At 69.5% G+C, this 21521-nt stretch carries 17 protein-coding genes and 1 riboswitch; of the genes, 12 read left to right on the plus strand and 5 right to left on the minus strand.

What is annotated here, in order from left to right:
- The first annotated feature begins 45 nt into the window (after positions 1-45).
- From pta to Q9K23_RS15330, 4 genes are all read left to right on the plus strand, one after another.
- Entirely contained in the window at positions 46-2229 is a 2184-nt protein-coding gene (pta, locus tag Q9K23_RS15315; RefSeq protein ID WP_020790116.1) for a phosphate acetyltransferase, read from the plus strand.
- On the plus strand, positions 2222-3427 hold the full coding sequence (locus tag Q9K23_RS15320; protein ID WP_053776241.1) for an acetate kinase: 1206 nt from the start codon (positions 2222-2224) through the stop codon (positions 3425-3427). The genes pta and Q9K23_RS15320 overlap by 8 nt, the downstream gene beginning before the upstream one ends.
- A 133-nt stretch (positions 3428-3560) precedes the next feature.
- Positions 3561-4148: a TetR/AcrR family transcriptional regulator gene (locus Q9K23_RS15325; protein ID WP_020790108.1), complete on the plus strand. Its 588-nt coding sequence runs from the start codon at positions 3561-3563 to the stop codon at positions 4146-4148.
- Entirely contained in the window at positions 4145-5713 is a 1569-nt protein-coding gene (locus tag Q9K23_RS15330; protein WP_020790113.1) for an NAD(P)/FAD-dependent oxidoreductase, read from the plus strand. Before Q9K23_RS15325 ends, Q9K23_RS15330 begins: the two co-directional genes overlap by 4 nt.
- An 18-nt stretch (positions 5714-5731) precedes the next feature.
- Here Q9K23_RS15330 and Q9K23_RS15335 read toward each other — a convergent pair whose 3' ends face one another.
- From Q9K23_RS15335 to Q9K23_RS15345, 3 genes are all read right to left on the minus strand, one after another.
- Positions 5732-8218 carry a serine/threonine-protein kinase PknG gene (locus Q9K23_RS15335; protein WP_305950549.1) on the minus strand — a complete coding sequence of 829 codons (2487 nt, stop codon included), beginning with the start codon at positions 8216-8218 and terminating at the stop codon, positions 5732-5734.
- 119 nt (positions 8219-8337) lie between these two features.
- Positions 8338-9360: a glutamate ABC transporter substrate-binding protein gene (locus tag Q9K23_RS15340; protein ID WP_082365691.1), complete on the minus strand. Its 1023-nt coding sequence runs from the start codon at positions 9358-9360 to the stop codon at positions 8338-8340.
- Positions 9357-10805, minus strand: coding sequence for a hypothetical protein (locus Q9K23_RS15345; RefSeq protein WP_053776257.1), 1449 nt, complete (start codon positions 10803-10805; stop codon positions 9357-9359). Before Q9K23_RS15345 ends, Q9K23_RS15340 begins: the two co-directional genes overlap by 4 nt.
- 266 nt (positions 10806-11071) lie before the next feature.
- On the opposite strand from Q9K23_RS15345, the gene Q9K23_RS15350 reads away from it, so the two are divergent.
- Both Q9K23_RS15350 and Q9K23_RS15355 read left to right on the plus strand, forming a co-directional pair.
- Positions 11072-11554, plus strand: a complete 483-nt coding sequence (locus Q9K23_RS15350) for an NUDIX domain-containing protein (RefSeq protein WP_020790107.1) — start codon at positions 11072-11074, stop codon at positions 11552-11554.
- A complete protein-coding gene (locus Q9K23_RS15355; RefSeq protein ID WP_305950191.1) occupies positions 11551-13218 on the plus strand; it encodes a phospho-sugar mutase in 1668 nt (555 codons plus the stop codon). The genes Q9K23_RS15350 and Q9K23_RS15355 overlap by 4 nt, the downstream gene beginning before the upstream one ends.
- Positions 13219-13251: 33 nt before the next feature.
- Here the strand turns inward: Q9K23_RS15355 and Q9K23_RS15360 are convergent, their stop codons facing one another.
- Positions 13252-13626 (minus strand): hypothetical protein, encoded by a 375-nt coding sequence (locus Q9K23_RS15360; RefSeq protein ID WP_053776258.1) that lies wholly within the window; start codon positions 13624-13626, stop codon positions 13252-13254.
- A 355-nt stretch (positions 13627-13981) separates the two neighbouring features.
- Positions 13982-14683 carry a thiamine phosphate synthase gene (gene thiE, locus Q9K23_RS15365; protein WP_305950192.1) on the minus strand — a complete coding sequence of 234 codons (702 nt, stop codon included), beginning with the start codon at positions 14681-14683 and terminating at the stop codon, positions 13982-13984.
- Between the two features lie 19 nt (positions 14684-14702).
- A riboswitch (TPP riboswitch) is annotated at positions 14703-14815 on the plus strand.
- Between thiE and Q9K23_RS15370 the strand changes: the two genes are divergently transcribed.
- The 6 genes from Q9K23_RS15370 to Q9K23_RS15395 all read left to right on the plus strand — a co-directional run bounded on the left by Q9K23_RS15370 (position 14813) and on the right by Q9K23_RS15395 (position 21480).
- Positions 14813-15943: an FAD-dependent oxidoreductase gene (locus tag Q9K23_RS15370; RefSeq protein WP_082365692.1), complete on the plus strand. Its 1131-nt coding sequence runs from the start codon at positions 14813-14815 to the stop codon at positions 15941-15943. It overlaps the preceding riboswitch by 3 nt.
- Entirely contained in the window at positions 15940-16137 is a 198-nt protein-coding gene (thiS, locus tag Q9K23_RS15375) for a sulfur carrier protein ThiS (RefSeq protein WP_053776243.1), read from the plus strand. Before Q9K23_RS15370 ends, thiS begins: the two co-directional genes overlap by 4 nt.
- Before the next feature lie 4 nt (positions 16138-16141).
- Entirely contained in the window at positions 16142-16909 is a 768-nt protein-coding gene (locus tag Q9K23_RS15380; RefSeq protein ID WP_020793439.1) for a thiazole synthase, read from the plus strand.
- 10 nt (positions 16910-16919) lie between these two features.
- Complete coding sequence (locus tag Q9K23_RS15385) at positions 16920-18029, plus strand: ABC transporter ATP-binding protein (protein ID WP_082365693.1); 1110 nt, start codon at positions 16920-16922, stop codon at positions 18027-18029.
- Positions 18026-18769, plus strand: coding sequence for a putative membrane protein (locus Q9K23_RS15390; protein WP_020792302.1), 744 nt, complete (start codon positions 18026-18028; stop codon positions 18767-18769). The genes Q9K23_RS15385 and Q9K23_RS15390 overlap by 4 nt, the downstream gene beginning before the upstream one ends.
- A 107-nt stretch (positions 18770-18876) precedes the next feature.
- Positions 18877-21480: a LuxR C-terminal-related transcriptional regulator gene (locus tag Q9K23_RS15395; RefSeq protein ID WP_053776245.1), complete on the plus strand. Its 2604-nt coding sequence runs from the start codon at positions 18877-18879 to the stop codon at positions 21478-21480.
- The last annotated feature ends 41 nt before the right edge of the window (positions 21481-21521 follow it).

Here is a 21521-nt window from a genome sequence, read left to right on the forward strand (position 1 = left end):
CGCAGCGGCCCTTGCCGGCGGCGTCCACACATTAGGCTGACGGGCATGGGCGACGACGCAGCGACCTCGACCAGCATCTACATCGCCTCCGCCGAGGGAGGAACCGGGAAGTCGACGGTCGCCCTCGGCATCCTCGCGTTCCTGTCCGCCACCGGCGGGCGCGTGGGCGTGTTCCGGCCCATCTCCCGGGCGGCGGCCGGTGAGCGCGACTATCTGCTCGAGATGCTCATCGAGCACACCTCCACCGACATCGGCTACGACGACTGCATCGGTGTCACCTACGACCAGGTCCATGCCGCACCCGACGCCGCGATCGCCGAGATCGTCGCCCGCTATCACGCCGTCGAGTCCCGCAGCGACTCCGTGGTGATCATCGGTTCGGACTACACCGACGTCGGCAACCCGTCGGAACTCAGTTACAACGCGCGGATCGCGGCCAACCTGTCGGCGCCGATCATCTTGGCGCTCAAGGCCGCCGGGCGTGCCCCCGCCGAGCTCCGTGACATCACCGACCATCTGCTCACCGAGATCGCCGCGATGCACGCGACCACCGCCGCCGTCGTCGCCAACCGTTGCGATCCGGCACAGATGCCGGCCATCCAGGCGGCGTTCCTGACCCTGGATGTACCCACCTGGTGCCTGCCGGAAGACCCGGTGCTGGTGGCCCCCACCATGGCCGAGCTCAAGGAGGCGCTGGACGCCAGCCTGTTCAGCGGCGATCCGGAACTGCTCGACCGGGAGGCGTTGCGGGTGATGGTCGGCGGCATGACCGTCGAACACATCCTGGAACGGTTGTCGGAGGGGACCGTGGTGATCGCCCCGGCCGACCGCTCCGACGTCCTCCTCGCCCTGGTCACAGCCAATGCCGCACAAGGATTTCCGCGGTTGTCCGGGATCATCCTCAATGGCGGGCTACGGCCGCATCCGATGATCGATGCACTCGTCGGCGGGCTGGAGTCGACCCTGCCGATCATCCTGTGCGGGCACGGAACCTACGACACCGCACGCACCGCGGCCAACACGCGGGGCCGGGTGGCGGCCGGATCGGCCCGCAAGATCGAGGCGGCGCTGGAGCTGATGGACCGCCACATCGACGCCGAGACCCTCACCCGGGTCCTCAAGGTGCCCACCACCGAGGTGATGACGCCGCAGATGTTCGAGTACGGACTGATCGCGCGGGCCCGCGCCGACCGCAGGACCATCGTGTTGCCCGAGGGCGACGACGACCGTATCCTGCGGGCCGCCGGACGACTGCTCCGCCGGGGTGTGGTGAACCTGATCATCCTCGGCGACCCGGGTCGGATCGCCCGTCGTGCACAGGATCTCGGCCTCGACCTCGACGGTGTGGAGCTGATCGACCCGGCGAACTCCCCGCTCACCGACGAGTTCGCGAGGATCTACGCCGAACTGCGCAAGCACAAGGGGGTCGACTTCGACCGGGCCCGTGAACGCATGCTCGACGTCTCCTACTTCGGGACCATGCTGGTCCACACCGGACGCGCCGACGGAATGGTCTCGGGTGCCGCACACACCACCGCACACACCATCCGCCCCGCCTTCGAGGTGATCAAGACCGCGCCCGGGGTGTCGACGGTGTCGAGCGTGTTCTTCATGTGCCTGGCCGACAAGGTCCTCGCCTACGGCGACTGTGCGGTGGTGCCCGATCCCACCGCCGAGCAACTCGCCGACATCGCGATCTCGTCGGCCGCCACCGCCGCCGGGTTCGGGATCGAACCGCGGGTCGCGTTGCTCTCGTACTCCACCGGCAGCTCCGGCTCCGGCGCCGACGTCGAAAAGGTCCGTGTGGCCACCGAACTGGTGCGGGAGCGGGCGCCGGAGCTCCTGGTGGAGGGCCCCATCCAGTACGACGCCGCGGTCGATCCGTCGGTGGCGGCCACCAAGATGCCCGACTCACCGGTGGCCGGTCGCGCGACGGTGCTGATCTTCCCCGACCTCAACACCGGCAACAACACCTACAAGGCGGTGCAGCGCAGCGCCGGTGCGGTCGCGATCGGCCCGGTGCTGCAGGGCATCGCCCGCCCGATCAACGACCTGTCCCGCGGCGCACTGGTCGACGACATCGTGAACACCGTGGCGATCACCGCGATCCAAGCCCAGAATCTGACAGCCCAGAATCTGGCGGGCCGCAGCGACGCCGAGCAGGTGGATGCAGCGGCGGCGGGTGCGGAAACGGCCGGTACGGGTGCGGGGGAGTCGAACGGTGAGTGACGGTATCGCGGGCTCGGTCCTGGTGTTCAACGCCGGGTCGTCGTCCTTGAAATATCAACTGGTCCATCCCGAATCGGGTGAGGTCACCGCCGAGGGCATCGCCGAGCGGATCGGCGACCACGGCGGGTCGATCACCCACTCGCAGGGCGGGCTGGAGGTGACCGAGCAGATCGAACTGCCCGATCACACCGCCGCGATCCGCCGGGTGATGGAATTGTTCGCCGACGGTGGGATCGACCTGGCCGCAGCAGGTCTGAGTGCGGTGGGGCACCGCGTGGTACACGGCGGGCGGTCGTTCTTCCGGCCCACGCTGATCACCACCGAGGTGATCAGCGAGATCGACCGGATCTCCACCCTCGCACCGCTGCACAATCCGGCGAATCTCACCGGAATCCAGGCGGCCCGGGAGTTGCTGCCCGATGTGCCGTCGGTGGCGGTCTTCGACACCGCGTTCTTCCACTCCCTGCCCGAGGCCGCTGCCACCTATGCGATCGATCGTGGTGTCGCGAAGCTCCATGCCATCCGCCGCTACGGTTTTCACGGCACCAGTCACGAGTACGTCAGCGGCAAGGTTCCCGGACTGCTCGGCAAACCGGCCGGCGAGGTCAACCAGATCGTGCTGCATCTCGGCAACGGTGCGTCGGCGTCGGCGATCGCCGGTGGTGCCCCGATCGACACGAGTATGGGGATGACGCCGCTGGAAGGGCTCGTCATGGGGACCCGCAGCGGCGACATCGATCCCGGCGCGGTCCTGCACCTGCATCGGGTGGTGAAACTCGGCGCCGACCAGATCGACACCCTGCTGAACAAGAACTCCGGGCTCAAGGGCCTGTGTGGTGACAACGACTTCCGTTCGGTCACCGAGAAGCTCGCCGCGGGCGATGCGTCGGCGAAGCTGGCCTACGATGTCTACATCCATCGCCTGCGCCGCTACATCGGCGCCTACATGATCGAACTCGGCCGGGTCGACGCGATCACCTTCACCGCCGGGGTGGGGGAGAACGCGACCACCGTGCGCGCCGACTCGCTGGCCGGCCTGGAGAACTATGGGATCGTCATCGATCCCGACCGTAACGCGGTGCGCAGCAGGCAACCACGCAAGATCTCCACCGACGATTCCACGGTGGCGGTGTTCGTCGTCCCCACCAACGAGGAACTCGCGATCGCCCAGCAGGCGGCCGAGGTGGTGGCCGCCTGATCGGTGCGACCGGTATCGCTGACCGGTCGTCCCCGCCCGGTCGTCCCCGCCCGGTCGTCACCGGGCGGGGCATCACCGACGAGATTTGCAAGCAGTCTGGACTGTTTGTGAAAGTGTGGCTACCATCACAGTCATGCTCGACACCGAGACCCCGCCGACCTCGACAACCGGCCGGACCCAGGCCCAACGATCGGCGCTGACCAGGGAAAAGGTCCTGGATGCGACGGTCGACGCCCTCATCGAGCTCGGCTATGCCGGCACCACGACGCAGGAGGTCAACCGGCGTGCGGGAGTGTCCCGCGGCGCACTGCTGCATCAGTTCCCCACCCGGGAGGCACTTGTCGTGGCCGCCGTCGCACATCTCGTCGACCGTCGTAAGACCGAGATCCTGTCCCGGCCCCGCACCGGTCACGAGGATCTGAACATCCTGATCGAGGTCTTCGACGGCCCGCTGTTCTATGCCGCGCTCGAACTGTGGGTGGCCGCCCGTACCGACGCCGCACTCAGGACGGCGATCATCCCGCTCGAACGCCGGATCGCCGACGAACTGATGGACACCGGTGCCGCCCTGTTCGGCGACCGGTACACCAGTGCCGAGCTCGAGGTGGCCGCCGAACTCGCACGCGGCCTGGCGATCTCACGACTACTCCGCGATCCCGCCACGGATCGGCAGTTCTGCGAGCACATCTTCACCACCTGGACGGAGGGACGACGTCGATGACGACCACACCCGCAACCCCCGGCACCGCACCGGCCACACCCGCCGGAATCGCCGTCGACGGGCTGCCCGCCGAGATCGACGTGCTCGTCGTCGGTGCCGGATTCGGTGGGCTGGCCGCCCTGCACCGGTTGCGCACCGACCATCCGAGCCTGTCGGTGCTGGCGGTCGAACGTGCCGCCGAGGCCGGTGGCGTGTGGCTGGCCAACACCTATCCCGGTGCGGCATGCGATGTCCCCACCGCCCTCTACTCGCTGTCCTTCGCCGACAACCCGAACTGGTCGCACACCTTCGGACGGCAGTGGGAGATCAGGCAATACGCCACCAAGGTTGCCGCCGACTACGCCGACGTCATCCGCTACGACTGCGAGATGCTCGCGGCGGCATGGGATGACGCCGCCCATCGCTGGGTGGTGGACACCGCTCACGGCACCATCCGGGCCCGATTCCTGATCACCGCCCCCGGTGCCCTGTCGGAACCGGTCATCCCCGACATCCCGGGTCTCGACGAGTTCACCGGCGCGGTCTTCCACACCGCGGCCTGGGACCATTCGTGGGATCTCACCGGCCGCAAGGTCGCCGTGGTCGGCAGTGGTGCGTCGGCCGTCCAGGTGGTGCCCGAGATCGTCGACAAGGTCGAGTCCCTGGTCTCCTTCCAGCGCACGCCGTCGTGGGTGATCCCCCGTCTGGACCGCAAGATCGGCCCGCTGGAACGGGCGATCTACGGCCGATTCCCCAAGGCACACCGAGCAGTTCGGATGCTGAACTGGTTCACCCACGAGTTCCACGTGGTGGGGATGGCCCACCAGCCGGCGGTGCTCCGGGCGTTCTCGCACATCGCCAACCGGCACCGCGCCCGGCAGATCTCCGACCCGGCCCTGCGTCGCCGGCTCACCCCGCACTTCACCATGGGCTGCAAACGAATCCTGATCAGCAACAAGTGGTATCCGGCGCTCGATCATCGGTCGACCACCGTCACCGGTGCGCTGCAACGACTCACCGCCACCGGCGCGGTCAGCGCCGACGGCACCGAGTTCGACGTCGACACCGTCATCTTCGCCACCGGATTCGAGCCGACCAGTCCGCCGCTGGCCCGCGTGATCACCGGCCGCGACGGCCGCCATCTCGCGCAGGTGTGGAACGGCTCGCCCAGCGCCTACCGCGGGGTGTCGGTCCCGGACTTCCCCAATCTCTTCCTGCTGTACGGCCCCAACACGAATCTCGGGCACAGTTCCATCCTGCTGATGCTGGAGTCGCAGGCCTACTACATCGGTGCCGTGCTGGCGCATCTCGAGGCGCGCCGGGCGCAGACCGTCGAGGTGACCCGCAGTGCCCACGACGCCTACAACGCCCACCTCGACACCCAACTGGCGCATACGGTCTGGAACACGGGCGGCTGCGGGAGCTGGTACATCGACGCCACCGGCCGCAACTCGGTGATGTGGCCGACGTTCACCTCGACCTACCGAAAGATGATGTCGCACTTCGCTCCCACCGACCACGTCTTCGGTGCGGCGGACACCGGCGATCGGCGCGCCGGCACCGCATCCCTGGCCCATCCCGGATAGGTCTACCGGGCCGGCGGATCAGAACAGGCTGTCCGGTCGCACGTAGTTCGCCAGGTCGACCAGCAGGAACCGGTGATCCCGGTTGCTGCGGGTCTGGCGGGCCAGGGCCCGCAGGCATCGTTCGGTACCGGCGCGCAGTCCCCGTTCGGTGAACGGCACCTCCAGTAGCCGGTCCGGGCCGCCGGTGTGGTCGGGGTGCGCCAGAATCCAGCCCAGTGCGGTACCCAGGACGATCAGCTGCAGTCGCGCCTTGCGGGGTTCGGTGTCGGGCATGACCTCCAGACGCTTGGCGGCCTCGACGATCTGACGCTTCTCCACATCCCTCGGGTCCCGGCCGTGGACCAGGGTGAGCACGGCGGTGGCGCGTGCGGTGTTGTAGTGGCGGCTGGTCGGCGGGACCTCGTCGAGCGGTCTGATCGCCGCGTCGAAATCCCCGCGGGCCACGGCGAGCCGGGCCAGCCCGAAGGCGGCGGTCACGATCGCGTGGTCGGTCAGCCACAGGTCGTGATAGTGGTGGGTGGCAACGTCATACAGCTCCGCGACCTTGCCGACCGTGCCGTAGGAGCCGTCCCGGCCGCCGTGTTCGGCCGACAGCCAGCGGCCGATCAGTTCGGCGGTGCCCGCGGTGGCGAGCTTCGGGGCCACCTCACCCGGCATGGCCTGCAGTACGTCGGTGAATCGTTGATATGCCAGTTCGGGTTCGGCGTTCATCAGCGCACACATCCCCATGTACCACTGCACCCGCCATGAATCACCGTGCTGGGCGGACACATTCCGGAGGATCTCCAGGGCGGTGTCGACGTCGTCGAGCTCGAGATGCGCGCGGGCCTCGGCCAGGTCGATCTCCAGGGACGGATGCGCGCTGGTGGATCGCCGTCCGAGCAGGGAGGCGAATCCCTCGGCGCGCACCGCCGAGATGGAGTCCAGGGTCTGACGCGGGTCCGAGAGCGCCGCCGAGTTCAGCAGTCCCGCAGCCGGATCGTTGGGATTGACCAGCGGTACCGGCAATGCCCGGGCGATGTCCACCGGGTCGTGGAACGACCCCTCCTGCGGGTCGAAGAATCCGTCCACCGGGGCCAGCATCAGATCGGTGCCGAAGGTCGAACGCTGCGGGGTGAACACCGTCGACAGCGACGGGCGGGGTACGCCGGTGTGCACGGCGACGGTCTCCCGCAGCACGTTGAGCAGCTGGGTGGTCATCTCCTCGGCCGAGGCGAACCGGTCGGCCGGATCGGGGGCCGTCGCACGTTGGAGCAGAAGGTAATACGACGGATTGTCGGCGAAGACGGGGGTGGTGTCGGGGTCGGGGAGACCGTCGACGTAGCGGCCCTTGGACATCGGCATGTCGACGGTCAGCACGGCCAGGGTCCGGCCGATGCTGTAGATGTCGGTGACCACCTGCGGCCCGGTGTGGACGATCTCCGGGGCCTGGAAACCCGGTGTGCCGTACAGATGTCCGTACCCGTTGATCGCCGACACCGCACCCAGGTCGATCAGCTTGACCTCGTCGCTGGAGACCATGATGTTCTCCGGTTTGACGTCGTTGTAGACCAGACCCACCGAATGCAGGTATCCGACGGCGGGCAGCACCTCGAGCATGTAGGCCATCGCCTGTTCGATCGGCATCAGTCGCGACGGCCCGTCGGCGGTGATCTGTTTGAGCGTCTGGCCGCCGATGTACTCCATCACGATGTAGCCGAAGGTCTGTTCGTCGGCGGTGATGTGTTCGACGAAGTTGTAGATCTTCACGATGCCGGGATGGTTCACCGACGCCAGGAACTGGCGTTCGGCCAGGGCGACCTGCTGCGCTTCGGAATCCGACGAGTTCAGCAGGCCCTTGAGCACCACCGGCCGGTCCGACACGTTGCGGTCGATGGCCAGATAGATCCAGCCGAGTCCGCCGTGGGCGATGGCACCGGCGATCTCGTACTGGCCGGCGACCAGCGTGCCCGGCGCCAGTCCCGGGACAAAGGAGTAGCGAGCCCCGCAGTGCGGGCAGGTGCCGGTGAGATCGCCGGTGTCGGAACCGGATTCGCGTCCCACCGGGCGTCCGCAGCGCCAGCAGTTGCGTTTGCGTTCGGCGATCACCGGGACGTCGAGGACGGCGTCGGCCGGTTCGATGTCGGTGATCTTGGGCAGTTCGACGAGCCCGCTGCCGAGCCTGCGGTCGTGGACGGCCGACATCCGGCTGGGGACGAGGCGACGGGTCTGCCCCACCGAGGCGAGGGCCTCGGTGGGGATGAGTGGACGTGACCGGACGACGGGGTCGGTCGACGCGGTGGCGGGGGTGGCCTGGGTCCCGAGCTGATCGGTGGGATCCGAACGCTGGGTCCCGAGGTCGACGTCCAGGTCTGCGGGGTCGGCGCGTTGCGTCCCGAGGGCGAGGTCGAGATCGGCGGGGTCGGTCCGCTGCGTGCCGAGGGTGAGGTCCAGATCGGCGGGGTCGGTCCGCTGGGTGCCGAGGGTGAGGTCGAGGTCCGCCGGATTCGCCCGCTGCGTGCCCACCTCGGGATCCTGATCCACGCTCTCGCCGCGCTCGGTGCCCACATCCCGGCGGGTGGCGTCGTCGCCGTCGACACCCGCAGGCGTGACGTCGGTCGGTTCGTGTCGGCGCACCATCGTTCTCAATCCCGGTAGACAGCTTGTGGCGGGCCGTATCCCGGACCCAGGTTGGCCAGCCACCGGTTGTAGATCTCATACCATCGACCGTCGGTGCGGGTCTGGGCCAGGACCCCGTTGACGAATCTGACCATGTCGTCATGGCCCTTCGGGATACCCACGCCGTAGTACTCGGCGCCGAGTCCCGGACCGATCATCTCCACCCACGGATCCTGTGCGGCCAGGCCCGCGAGGATCGCGTCGTCGGTGGACACCGCATCGGCCTGTCCCTGCTGCAGCATCACCAGGCAGTCGGCCCAGGTCGTCGTGGTGACCATGGTCGCCTTGGGCTGTTCGGCCTGGATCCGGCCGATCGACGTCGAGCCGCGGGCGGCGCACACACGCTTGCCCGCCAGGCCGTCGATGTCGTCGATGCCGGAATTACGCGGCACCAGAATCCGCTGCGACGCAATGTAGTACGGAGACGAGAAGCTCACCGATCGAAGCCGGTCGCAGGTGATCGACATGGTCTTGACGACGATGTCGACGTCACCGGTCTCCAGTGCCTCGCTGCGTTCGGCCGAGGTCAGCACCCGGTACTCGATCCGGTCGGGGTCGCCGAAGATGGCGTCGGAGATCTCCCGGGCGATGTCGACGTCGAATCCCTGGATGTCACCGGTGATGGGGTCGCGGAAGCTGAACGGATTGGAGCCGATGTCGGTGCCCACGATCAGCCGGCCGCGCCGCTGGATCGCGGCCATCGTCGAACCGGCGGGCATGTGGCCGGGTTCGGGCATCTGGGCCGGTGGCCGCAGGCTGACCGTCGCATCGCACGAGTCGGCGCTGGGGGTGGTCTCCCGGGGCACGTTGGTGTCGGCACCCTGCGGTGACGGCATCACCGCGGTGGCGCTCGGCGGCGGCGACTCGGGCGCGGTGAACCGGACGCAACCGGTCATCGTCAGCATCGCGACCAGCACCACGATCATCCAGAGCACGGGCCGGGTCGCCGCCGGTCCACGACGACGCCCTGCTTCCCGTGCGGCCGTCATCGGTATTCCCGGACCCTCGGGATCAGGCCGAGCACCAGGGCGGCGGTCGCGAAGATGGTCAGCAGCAGCACACCGGTGCCGGTGAAGCCGAGCACGCGTTGCGCGGTGTTGATGTCGTCGCGGAAACCGGTGCGGGTGGTGGTGATGGCGTCGACGAGGGCGGAGTCGACGGCGGCATAGCTGCTCGCGGTACTCGACGGCTGGGAGCCGACGGTGAGGGTGCGGGCGGTCGCGAAGTCGCCGGTGTCCATGGCGCTGCGGGTCTTCTCGTCGGAGGTCCGCCACTGATCCAGGGCCGAGGAGACCGAGTCGATCTGCCGGGTGGTCAGCGGCCCGTCGGAGCCCGCGGAGGTCTGCGACTGCAGGTCGTCGAGGATCGAGGTGATCTGCTGGGTGGAGGTGGCGAAGGTGCGTTCCAGGTCGGTCTGGTCGCCGCGTCGGATCAGGGCGAGGGTCTCGGCCGACCGCGCCTGCTGGGTGAGGATGCGCGCCTCGGTGAGTTGTCGGAGCGGATCGACGCCGTCGGATTTCGCCGACGACGTGGCCGCCACCGACATCAGACCGGACGCCAGCAGCCACACCAGCCCGCCGATGATCGCGACCAGCGCCAGCACCACCCCGATGTTGAAGCGACGTCGGGTGCGTCTGGCGAGATACCGCGACGTCCCGATCAGGGCCAGCGCGACGAACAACAGTCCCGCATACACCCCGTACGGCGGGATGGTCAGGGCCTGCTGGGGGTCGGCGATGGCCGCGTAGCGCCGCTCGTAGAGTCGTTGCGCGGCCGGCAGGATCTGGCTCTGCATCAGCGCCGACGCCTGCGTCAGATAGGAGCTGCCGACCGGGTTGCCGAGGCGGTTGTTGGTGCGGGCGGTCTCGATCAGCCCGCTGTAGACGGGGATCGTGGTGGCCAGGGTGGTCAGGTCGGCGGTGACCGCTCGGGTGTCGGCGTCCGGGTCGGTGCCGGGAACACCGGAGGTGCCGGCCGCCCGCATCAGCGCGGCCGACGCGGTCGCCAGGGAGTCGGAGTAGCGGGTACGCAGTTCGGGGGATTCGAGTCCCCCGGAGATGAATGCGGAGTTGGCCGCCGCGTCGGCGATCGACAGCGAACTGTAGAGCACCTGGGACGCCTCGGCGAGGGGTTCGGCCCGGTCGACGATGGTCCGCAGGGTGGCGGTCCGGTTCTCCAGCACCGTCGAGCCGTACCAGCCGGTGATCAGCATCGCCGTCGACAAGGCCGCGACGATCATGATGAGTTTTCCCGGGGTGGTCCCGGCGTAGTGCCGCAGCATGGTGAGCGGGGAGCGGCCGGGCTCACGGCCGAAGGCGACCTGCTCCCGGCGGTCGGCGAGGACCTCCCGGATGGGCGGGGCCGCGAGATCTGATCGCAGCGACCGCCCGGCACGGGTGAGCACCGTGCGCACAGGGGATGCGTCGCCGGTCACCACTATCCCTTCCGACCGCTCGCGGTCGTTCGCGCGCCGGGTGGCGTCCACGTCATCCGGCGTCGCGATGTGCCGCGGTCCTACTCGGTCCATCGTCTCCGGCCGTCGATCTGTTTCCCAGCCTAAGACGATCGGCCCGCCCAGGTGCGCCAGGCACGCGGAACCGGGCGATTCGGCGAGGGCGTGTCGGAATCATCCCTGGCCCGCGTGGCCACCCTCACATACGGTAGGGGCGAGGCCGGGACGGCTGGGTGTCAGGAGGCGCGGTGCGTGGCGACGGAGACGGTTGGGTCATCGATCCGGATGGATCGCGATACTGGGGTGTGCACGGCGCGGCGGGTCTGCTGCTGCGTGCGGCGGCCCCGGACGGCGCGACGCTGATCCTGCTGCAGCATCGTGCGGCATGGTCACATCAGGGCGGTACCTGGGGATTGCCCGGTGGTGCCCGCGATTCGCACGAGAGCGCGGTCGACACGGCCCTCCGCGAAGCCCAGGAAGAGGCCGGTATCGAGGCCGACGACATCCGGGTGGTCGCCGCGGTGGTCACCCACCAGGCCACCTCGGGGTGGGCGTACACCACGGTGATCGCCGAGGCGTCCGAACCGGTCCGGACCGTGGCGAACGGCGAATCCGCCGAGCTGCGCTGGGTGGGTGAGTCCGAGGTGGGTGATCTCCCCTTGCATCCGGCGTTCGGTGAGGCCTGGCCCGGCCTGCGCAGCCGGATGGACGCACTCGACCTGCCCGGATGACCCTCACCGATCGCGCTCGCGACTGGCTGGGTCACGACCCGGACCCGACCACCCGCGACGAGCTCGCCGGACTGATCGCCGACGCCGACCGCAGCCGGCCCGGTGCGCTCGCCGCACTGGCCGACCGCTTCGCCGGTCCCCTCGAGTTCGGTACCGCGGGCCTGCGCGGACCGGTCGGCGCAGGTCAGTCGCGGATGAACGTCGCGGTGGTGACCCGGGCGACCGCCGGTGTGGCCCGCCATCTGCTCGACACCGTGGGAGCCGATGCCCGCGTGGTGGTCGGCTGCGACGCCCGCCACGGGTCGTCGGCCTTCCGCGACGCCGCCCTCGAGGTGTTGTCGGGGGCGGGGCTGCGCGCACTCGCATTGCCGGCCCGACTGCCCACCCCGGTCACCGCCTACGCGGTGCGAGCCCTCGACGCCGACGCCGGGATCATGATCACCGCGTCGCACAATCCACCCGCCGACAACGGCTACAAGGTCTATCTCGGTGGCCGTGCCGCCGACCCGGACGGCCGCGGGGTGCAGATCGTGCCGCCCGCCGACGCCCAGATCGCGGCACGGATCGCCGACGCCCCGCCGGCCGATGCCGTACCCCGCAGCACCGAGCACGTCGAACCGGTCGCCGACGAGGTGGTCGAGGCCTATGTGAGCCGGATGGCGTCACATCGACGCGACCCCGAACCCAGCCGGGTGCGTGTGGTGCTGACCGCGATGCACGGGGTCGGCGGCGCCACCGCCCTGCGGGTGCTCGACGCCGCACGGATCACCGACGTGCACGTCGTCACCGCCCAGGCCGACCCCGACCCGGACTTCCCGACCGTCGCGTTCCCCAATCCGGAGGAGCCCGGCGCCCTCGACCTGGCGCTGGCACTGGCCGCCGACGTCGACGCCGATGTGGTGATCGCCCTCGATCCGGACGCCGACCGCTGCTCGGTGGCGATCCCGCAGGCCGACCGGACGTGGCGGCAGCTCACCGGCGACGAACTCGGCGCCCTGCTCGGCGATCAGGCCGCCCGCGACGACTCCCGTCCGGGCACCACCCTGGCGTGCTCGATCGTGTCGAGCCGGCTGCTCGGGCGGATCGCGCAGGCCCACGGGCTGCGCGGGGTGACCACCCTGACCGGGTTCAAATGGATCGCCCGCGCACCGGACCTGCGGTTCGGGTACGAGGAGGCGATCGGGTACTGCACCGATCCGCAGGCGGTCCGCGACAAGGACGGGATCGGTGCCGCGGTCCGTGTGGTGACGCTGGTCGAGGAACTCGCCGGCCGCGGCGTGACACTCGGGGGCCGCCTCGACGAGCTCGCCCGGCAGCACGGGCTGCACGCGACGGCGCAACTGAGCATCCGCGTCGACGACCTGTCCCGGATCCGTGATGCGATGACGCGGCTGCGGGCGCGGCCGCTCACCGTGCTCGCCGGATCGGCGGTGATCGAATCGGTCGACCTGTCGGTCGGGTCACCGGATCTGCCGCCCACCGACGGCCTGATGTTCCGGACGGCCGCCGACGACCGGGTGATCATCCGGCCGTCGGGTACCGAACCGAAACTCAAGTGCTACCTCGAGGTGGTGTTCCGGTGCGACGACGAGGTGCCGCGTGCCGCCGCCGCCGATCGTCTCGCCCGGATCACCGAGGCCCTGTCGGACGCGATCCGCCTGTGACGGCAGATGGTGTCCGGGGTGGGCCGGGGCAGCTCAGGCGTCGGGCTCGAGCAACCGGTTGGCGCCGGCGACGAGGGCGTTGACGTTCGCCTCGTCGGCGGTCGCGCCGTCACCGTAGACCCAGCACTGCCGGTGGTTGTGCTCGCACAGCATGAACGCGGTGATGCCGTCGTCGGTCTGGCGCTGATGCACCGAGACGACCTGGACGGGTGCGCCCATCTCGTGCAGGATCGACGTCATCGCGCCGACCGGTCCGGTCGCCGTCGCCGACATCGACATGATCCGGTCGGCGTAGGCGATGGTGGCGCGACACTCGATCATGTCGGCCGGGGCCGGGTTCAGCGACCACGACCCCAACCGGATCGCACCCGTGCCGCCGAAGGAATCGTCGAATTCTTGCCAGGTCATTCCGTGTGCCTCCTCGCGAATGCCTCGGGGGAGCGGAGCGCCGAACCGAGCCAGGAGCTCGTCGTGGACACCGGCGTCACGCTCGCTACACGAACACGATGACTCGGAGAAGTGAAGGCTGCGCATCGGGAAAACTCGTTTCGGTCGAAGAAAAGGTGACCGACGAGAACGTGCGACGACCCCGCAGCGGGGGGCCGGTCGAAGTCAGGCCCCGCTGCGGCGGGATACGAGCACGTTGTGGATACGCATGATCGGACCACCATAGACCCCGACCTGCGGGTCCGGCAACCGCCTTCCGGTGGGATCCGGACCGGTGGGGGATCAGGACAGGCAGGGGATCAGGAAAGGTGGGGGATCAGGGCCGACCGGTGCCCGCACGCAGACGGGTGGCCGCGGCGGCGGGGTCGCCGGCGGCGGTCAGTGCCCGCACCACCACGATCCGGGACGCGCCCGCCTCGACGACCTCCGGCAGCCGCTGCTCGTCGATGCCGCCGATCGCGAACCACGGTGTCGACGGCGCACTCGCCGCCACCTCGCGGACCAGGCCGAGGCCGGGGGCGACGCGGTCGGGTTTGGTCGGCGTCGGCCAGCACGGCCCGACGCAGAAGTAGTCCACCGCCGGGTCGGCGTCGGCGCTCCGGGCCTGATCGGGGTCGTGGGTCGACGCGCCGACGATCATCGCATCGCCGACCACCTCGCGTGCCCGCGCCGGCGTCAGGTCGCCCTGCCCGAGGTGCAGGACGTCGGCTCCGGCGAGCGCGGCGATGTCGGCGCGGTCGTTCACCGCGAGCAGCGCACCGTGCGCGTCGGCGAGCCGGCGCAACTGTGCGAGCAGGTCCAGCTCGGCGCGGGCCTCCAGGGTGCCGAACTGCTTCTCTCCCGCAGATCCCTTGTCGCGCAACTGGATGATGTCCACGCCACCGGCGAGTGCGGCGTCGACGAACTCCATCAGGTCGCCACGGTCGCGGCGGGCATCGGTGCACAGGTACAGCCGGGCCCCGGCGAGGCGAGTTCGGATGTCGGGACGGGCGGAGGCGGACGGGTGATCGGTGGCCATGACCGAAAGGTTATGCTGGGTACGACAACACGGGAGTCCGGGGTTCGCCGGGCTGAGAGTGCGGGACGCCCCCGCTGACCGTCACACCTGATCCGGATCATGCCGGCGAAGGAAGGATGCGACCGACCCATGTCGTCCAGCGAAACATCGCGCACACCCCGCCATCTCGTCGTGGTCGGCGGCGGTGTCATCGGCCTGACCTGCGCACTCCGTGCCGCCGACGAGGGCTGGCAGGTCACCGTCGTCGACGCCGGAGAACATCTGCGGGCCGCCTGGGTGGCCGGCGGGATGCTCGGTTCGCTCGGTGAAGGTCATCCCGGCGAGGACGCCCTGCTCGAGCTGTCCGAACGTTCCGTCGCGCGCTGGCCGGACCTGATCGTCCGGCTCGGCGACCCGGATGTGGTCGCCGCACACGACTCGCTGTTCGTCGCGGCCACCGCCGCCGACGCCGGATACCTCGCTCAACTCGCCGATTTCGTCTGGTCGCGGCGTCCGCGCAGCACCGATCGGCTCACCCCGGTCGACGCCACGGTGATCCGAGAGCGCGAGCCGGCGATCGGATCCCGTTTGCGCGGTGGCTATCTCGCCCGCGGGGAGGGGGCCGTCGACAACCGCCGCCTGCTGGCCGCACTGCGTGCGGCCCTGATCGCCGCCGGTGGGCGGATCGAATCGGGTCGCATCGCCGACCTCGCCGAGCTCGACGGCCATCGCCCGGATCAGATCCTGCTCGCCGCCGGTGCCGGGATCGCCGACCTCTGGCCCGATGCCCCGGTTCACCTGGACAAGGGGGAGGTGCTGCGGCTGCGGGCCGACCGCTGGACCGTGCCCCCGCCCCTGCATGTGATCCGCGCGCGGGTCGACGGCCGCACGGTCTACCTGGTTCCCCGATCCGACGGGATCGTCGTCGGTGCAACACAATACGAGGGGGACGCGCACGAATGGCGCAGTGGTGCCGCCGGTGCCCGGGCCGCCGGGGTCGCCGACCTGCTCGCCGACGCCATCGAGGTCTATCCCGGATTGCGCGAGTACACCCTCGCCGAGGTCGGCGTGGGATTCCGGCCCTGTTCGCCCGACGGCCTGCCGATCATCGGCCGTCTCGACGAGCGGGTGCTGCTGGCGTGCGGTCACGGCCGCAACGGGATCATGCTGGCGCCCTACACCGCCGACGCGTTCGCCGCACTCCTCGCCGAACCGGGCGACGAGACACCCTGCACCGCAGACCTTTCCGAACAGACGATCACCACCGGAGGGATAGGATGACCATCACCGTCAACGGAGATGCCGCCGAGCTCGACGCCGGCGGCACCGTCCGCACCCTGCTCGCCGCACTGGGCCTGCCGGACACCGGGATCGCGGTCGCCGTCGACGGTGCGGTGCTGCCGCGCCGGCACTGGGACACCGCACTGTCCGAGGGGGCCGAGGTCGAGGTGGTCACGGCGGTGCAAGGTGGCTAGCCCGGTGACCGCGACGGACCCCGACGTCTTCTCGATCGCCGGCCGCGAGATCGCCTCCCGGCTGATCATGGGTACCGGTGGCGCGGCCAACCTCGACGTCCTCGAACGTGCCCTGGTGGCCTCCGGGACCGCACTGACCACGGTGGCGATGCGCCGGGTGAGTGGTTCGTCGACAACCGGAGTGCTGGATCTGTTGCGGCGCCTGGATATCGCGCCGCTGCCCAACACCGCCGGCAGCCACACGGCGGCCGAGGCGGTCCTCACCGCACTACTCGCGCGGGAGGCACTCGAGACCGACTGGGTCAAACTCGAGGTGGTCGCCGACGAGAAGACCCTGCTACCGGATCCGGTGGAACTGCTCGACGGTGCCCGGCGCCTCGTCGACGACGGGTTCGTGGTGCTGGCCTACACCAACGACGACCCGATCCTGGCCCGCCGGCTCGCCGATCTCGGTGTGGCCGCGGTGATGCCGCTCGGTTCGCCGATCGGCACCGGCCTCGGAATCCGCAACCCGCACAACATCGAGATGATCGTGGCCGCCGCACAGGTGCCGATCATCCTCGACGCCGGCATCGGAACGGCCAGCGATGCCGCCCTGGCGATGGAGTTGGGTTGCGATGCCGTGCTTTTGGCGACGGCGGTGACCCGTGCGGAGAATCCGGAACGGATGGCGCAGGCGATGGCGCATGCGGTGACGGCGGGCCGGCTGGCCGCGGGGGCGGGGCGGATTCCCAAGCGTTTCTGGGCTCAGGCCTCGTCACCGGGTGTGTAATGTCGGCCGTGTGCTGAAGGTCGAGAACCTCACCAAGGACTACGGAAGCGTCCGCGCCGTCGACGATCTCTCGTTCGACGTGGAACCGGGCCGGGTCACCGGATTCCTCGGTCCGAACGGGGCCGGGAAGTCCACCACCATGCGCATGATGCTCGGACTCGACCGTCCGACGTCGGGCCGCGCGACCATCGACGGTCACCCCTATGCCGAGCTGGAGAACCCGCTGCGGCAGGTGGGTGCCCTGCTCGACGCACGGTGGGTCCACCCCAACCGCAGTGCACGCTCGCATCTGCGGTGGCTCGCGGTGAGCAACGGCCTCCCGGTGAGCCGCATCGACGAGGTCCTCGAGATGGTGGGCCTGACCTCGGTGGCCAAGAAGCGGGCGGGCGGGTTCTCGCTCGGCATGTCACAGCGCCTCGGGCTGGCCGGGGCGATGCTCGGTGACCCGCACACCCTGATGTTCGACGAGCCGGTCAACGGGCTCGATCCCGAGGGCATCGTCTGGATTCGCAACTTCATGCGGCAGCTGGCCCGGGAGGGCCGCACCGTGCTGGTGTCGAGTCATCTGCTCACCGAGATGTCGCTGACCGCCGACCACCTCGTCGTCATCGGGCAGGGCCGGCTGATCACGAGCTGCTCGGTGGGCGAGTTCACCGCCTCGGCGCGGACCACGGTCCGGGTCCGCACGCCGGAACCGCAACGTCTGCACGACGCGCTGGTCACCGCCGGGCTGGCGCCCCGGCCGGAAGCCGACGCGCAGGGCCGTCCGGTCGTCGCGATCGACGACGTGACCACCGACCGTGTCGGCGACGTCGCCGGGGACGCCGGTATCCGTCTTCACGAGCTGGCCGCCCACACAGCCACGCTCGAGGAGGCGTTCATGGCGATCACCGCCGGGTCGGTGCAGTACCAGGGCGGGACCACCGCCACTCCGTACGCCGGACCGCCCGTCGCCGGACCGCCTCACTCTGCCACCCCGCTCGCCGGACCGCCTGTTGCCGGACCGCCCTTCGCCGGCCCCCCGCCGTCCGCGCCGATACCTCACCCGATACCCCAGCAGCCCCCGCAGGCCGGGTCACCTCAGACGCCGTCCGCACCGTTCGACGGAGGTCCCCGATGATCGGCGCACTGCGGGCCGAGCAGATCAAACTCACCACGATCCGATCTCCCTACTGGTGTGTGGGACTCGCGGTGATCCTGTCGCTGGGTGTCACCGGACTGTTTGCCGGCCTCGCCGACAACACCGACGGCACGCCGGTCGACGGCGAGACGATGTTCGTCGCACTGATCGGGCTGCACCAGTTCGCCGTCATCGTGCTGATGATCATGGCGATCCTCGGCATCACCAGCGAACACCGGTTCGGCACCATCCGGTCGACGTTCCTGGCCGTCCCCAAGCGGCCGGTCGCGCTGGTCGCCAAGGCGGTCGTCTACGTGGGTCTGACATTCCTCGTCATGCTGATCCTCACGGTGATCTGTGTGCTCGTGCTCAAGGCCGGGATCACCGGCGTCGACCTGGGCAGTTCGGGGGTGATCCGGCAGATCTGGGGCATCCCGGTGTACGCGGCGCTGTGCGTGCTGCTCTCGATCGGCGTGGGCGCACTGATCCGGCAGACCGCCGGCGCCATCTCGCTGGTGCTGGTGTGGATGCTCGTGATCGAGACCATCCTGAGTGCGGTCCCCAAGGTCAGCGACTGGGCGGCGCCGTTGCTGCCGTTCGGCAACGGGACCCGGTTCCTGTCGGGTGTGGAAGGCTCGGACTACCACTGGGGACCGACGGTCTCGCTGATCTACTTCGCGATCTGGGCGATCGTCATCTTCGTGATCGGTGTGGTCGTCACCGACCGACGCGACGCATAGATCTACAGCCGACGCACAGCCGGTGTACAGCCTGATCGGCAACCGGTGTCCGTCGGCGCGGGGACACGACGTATCGAACTCCTGATCAACCGACTAAAATTCTCCGCATGCCGGCGAACTGGCCTCTGGTCGAGCGCGAGAAGGAGTACCGGGCGATCTCCGCGGCACTGCGGGGGGAGGCCTCGGTATGTGGCGTGGTGCTGACGGGGGATTCCGGGGTGGGTAAGACCACCTTGGCCCGTCACGTCACGGCGGGAATCGAAGGTGGCGTGCGGTGGGTCGCCGGAACGGAATCGGCACGGTCGATCCCCCTGGGTGTGTTCGCGCATCTGGTGGGGCCGGCGACGTCGAGCGATCCGGTCACCTACCTGGCCGCCGCCCGGGAGTCACTGCTGTCCGGTGGCAACGTCGTGATCGGTGTCGACGACGCCCATCTGCTCGACGAACTGTCGGCGACGCTGCTGCACCAGCTGGCGATCGACCGGGCGGTGCACATCGTCGCCACGGTGCGCAGCGGGGAGACCGTCCCCGATGCGGTGACGTCGCTGTGGAAGGACAACCACCTCCTGCGGATCACGCTGTCGCCGTTCACCAAGGAACAGAGTGTCGAACTGGTCGAGTCGGTACTCGGCGGGCAGCTCGAGGAGCATTCGGCCGACCGCATGTGGGCCGCATCCGGTGGCAACGCGCTGTTCCTGCGTCATCTGGTGGAGGGGGCGCGGCAGGCCAACACCCTGCGGCAGGTCAACGGGGTGTGGCAGCTGCGCGGCCGCGCAGCCATCACCTCCGAGCTGGCCTCCCTGCTGGAGGGCCGGATCGAGCAACTCGACGAGTCGGTGCTCACCTCGCTGAAGTACGTGAGTCTGTGCGAACCCCTGAATCTCGACGTCCTGGCCGAACTCGCCGGTGAGGAGGCCATCGAGCACGCCGAGATCGACGGGCTGGTACGGATCGAACGTGCCGGACGTGATCTCAACGTCGGCTTCCAGCATCCCCTGTTCGGCGAGGTGATCCGACGCCGCCTGGGCTTCGCCTCCTCGCGTCGGCTCCGCGGGAATCTGGTGCGTGCGTTGAAGTCCCGCAGCCTCGACACCCCCCTCGACCGGATCAGGCTGGCCGAGCTGGCGCTGGAGAGCGATGCGTCGGCGGTGGATCTGAGCCTGTTGTCGTCGGCGGCCGACGATGCGCTGAACCTGGCGCAGACCCCGATGGGGGAGCGGTTCGCGCGGGCCGCACTCGAGGAGGGCGGCGGACCCGCCGAGGCCGAACTGCTCTCGCGCGCACTGATGTGGCAGGGACACCCCGATCAGGCCGAGGAGATCCTCACCGACATCGACGTCACCGGACTCGATGCGGCCCTGACCCTGCGGATCGGGCTGCAGCGCGTGGGCAACATGTTCTGGGTGATGAACGACGCCGAACGTGCCGCCAAGATCCTCGACGAGGTCCGCACCCGCGTCGACGATCAGAATCTCATGCTCATCGTCGACGGGATCGCCTCGGCCTGTGCACTTTTCGAGAACCGGATCGGGGACGCCATCTCGATGGCCGATTCGGTACTCGCCGAGAAGACGGCGCTGCCGTGGGCGGTCGAATGGGGTGTGTTCGGCGGGATGCTCTCGCGTGCGGTCGCCGGGCGCGGCTCCGAGCTGGGGCCGATGGCCGACCGTGCCCGCAAGGCGGAGCGCTTCACCGACGGTCTGCTGCGTTACCCGGCCGGGATCGGCGAGGTCCTCGGCCTGACCCTCACCGGGCGACTCGACGACGCCGACGCGGCCGTGCAACGCTACGTCGCCTTCGCCAACACCGCGCAGTATCTGAGCTGGGCGATGTCGGGGGTGCTGGTCTCGACCATCGAGCTGGCGCGCGGCGACTGTGCGGCGGTGGTTCGGCGGATCGAGCAGACCCTGGCCACCCTGGACGGCGAGGAGTACTCGGCGTCCTGGAACCATCCGGCCTATGTTTTTCTCGCACAGGCACTCAGCGCGTTGGGTGAGCCGGACCGGGCCGAGGCCATCCTCGACCGGGCCCGCGCCCGCGGCGGACGCCATGTGGCGGTGTTCGACCCGATGCTCGGGATCGCCGAGGCCTGGCAGGCGGCCGCCGCCGGAGTGGTGTCCAAGGGGATCGAACTCTCTCACGTCGCCGCCCGGGCCGCTGCCGAGACCGGTCAGCTCGCGATCGAGGCGGAGGCATTGCACTCCGCGGCACGCTTCGGCGACACCACCGGGGCGCCGCGGCTGGCCGAGCTCGCCGAGGTGATCGACGGCCCGCTCGCCGGGATCTATGCCCGGCACGCGGCCGCGCTGGCCGACGGTGACGGCGTCGAACTCGACGTCTGCGCAGCCGAACTCGAAGAACTCGGGTTCAAGCTGTCGGCGGCCGACATCGCCGCCCAGGCCAGCACCATCCACGACGCCGCGGGCAAACGGTCGGCGACGGTCGCGTCGTCGTCGATGGCCAACCGGCTGGCTGCGGCCTGCGGTGGGCTGCGCACCCCGGCGCTGCTGGAGGCGGCGCAGCCGCTGCCGCTCACCTCACGGGAACGCGAGATCGCCAACCTGGTGGCATCGGGCCTGAGCAACAAGCAGATCGCCGAACGTCTGACCGTGTCGGTGCGCACCGTCGAGGGCCACATCTATCGTGCATGCGCCAAACTCGACGTCACCGACCGTGACGGGATCGCCGCACTCATCCTGCGGGACAGGTGATCTCGCGGCGATCCGCACGTCGGGTCGTCCGGGTCGGGGGA

Origin of the sequence: Gordonia sp. NB41Y, from assembly GCF_030718915.1 — a bacterium.
Taxonomy (GTDB): Bacteria; Actinomycetota; Actinomycetes; order Mycobacteriales; family Mycobacteriaceae; genus Gordonia; species Gordonia desulfuricans.

Excerpts from the sequence above, each read along its gene's own strand:
- Q9K23_RS15390 (WP_020792302.1), top strand. The coding sequence starts at position 18,026 with ATGATCGGCGCACTGCGGGCCGAGCAGATCAAACTCACCACGATCCGA.
- Q9K23_RS15370 (WP_082365692.1), top strand. The coding sequence starts at position 14,813 with ATGTCGTCCAGCGAAACATCGCGCACACCCCGCCATCTCGTCGTGGTC.
- Q9K23_RS15325 (WP_020790108.1), top strand. The coding sequence starts at position 3,561 with ATGCTCGACACCGAGACCCCGCCGACCTCGACAACCGGCCGGACCCAG.
- thiS (WP_053776243.1), top strand. The coding sequence starts at position 15,940 with ATGACCATCACCGTCAACGGAGATGCCGCCGAGCTCGACGCCGGCGGC.
- pta (WP_020790116.1), top strand. The coding sequence starts at position 46 with ATGGGCGACGACGCAGCGACCTCGACCAGCATCTACATCGCCTCCGCC.
- thiE (WP_305950192.1), bottom strand. The coding sequence starts at position 14,683 with ATGGCCACCGATCACCCGTCCGCCTCCGCCCGTCCCGACATCCGAACT.
- Q9K23_RS15395 (WP_053776245.1), top strand. The coding sequence starts at position 18,877 with ATGCCGGCGAACTGGCCTCTGGTCGAGCGCGAGAAGGAGTACCGGGCG.
- Q9K23_RS15355 (WP_305950191.1), top strand. The coding sequence starts at position 11,551 with ATGACCCTCACCGATCGCGCTCGCGACTGGCTGGGTCACGACCCGGAC.
- Q9K23_RS15360 (WP_053776258.1), bottom strand. The coding sequence starts at position 13,626 with ATGACCTGGCAAGAATTCGACGATTCCTTCGGCGGCACGGGTGCGATC.
- Q9K23_RS15330 (WP_020790113.1), top strand. The coding sequence starts at position 4,145 with ATGACGACCACACCCGCAACCCCCGGCACCGCACCGGCCACACCCGCC.
- Q9K23_RS15340 (WP_082365691.1), bottom strand. The coding sequence starts at position 9,360 with ATGACGGCCGCACGGGAAGCAGGGCGTCGTCGTGGACCGGCGGCGACC.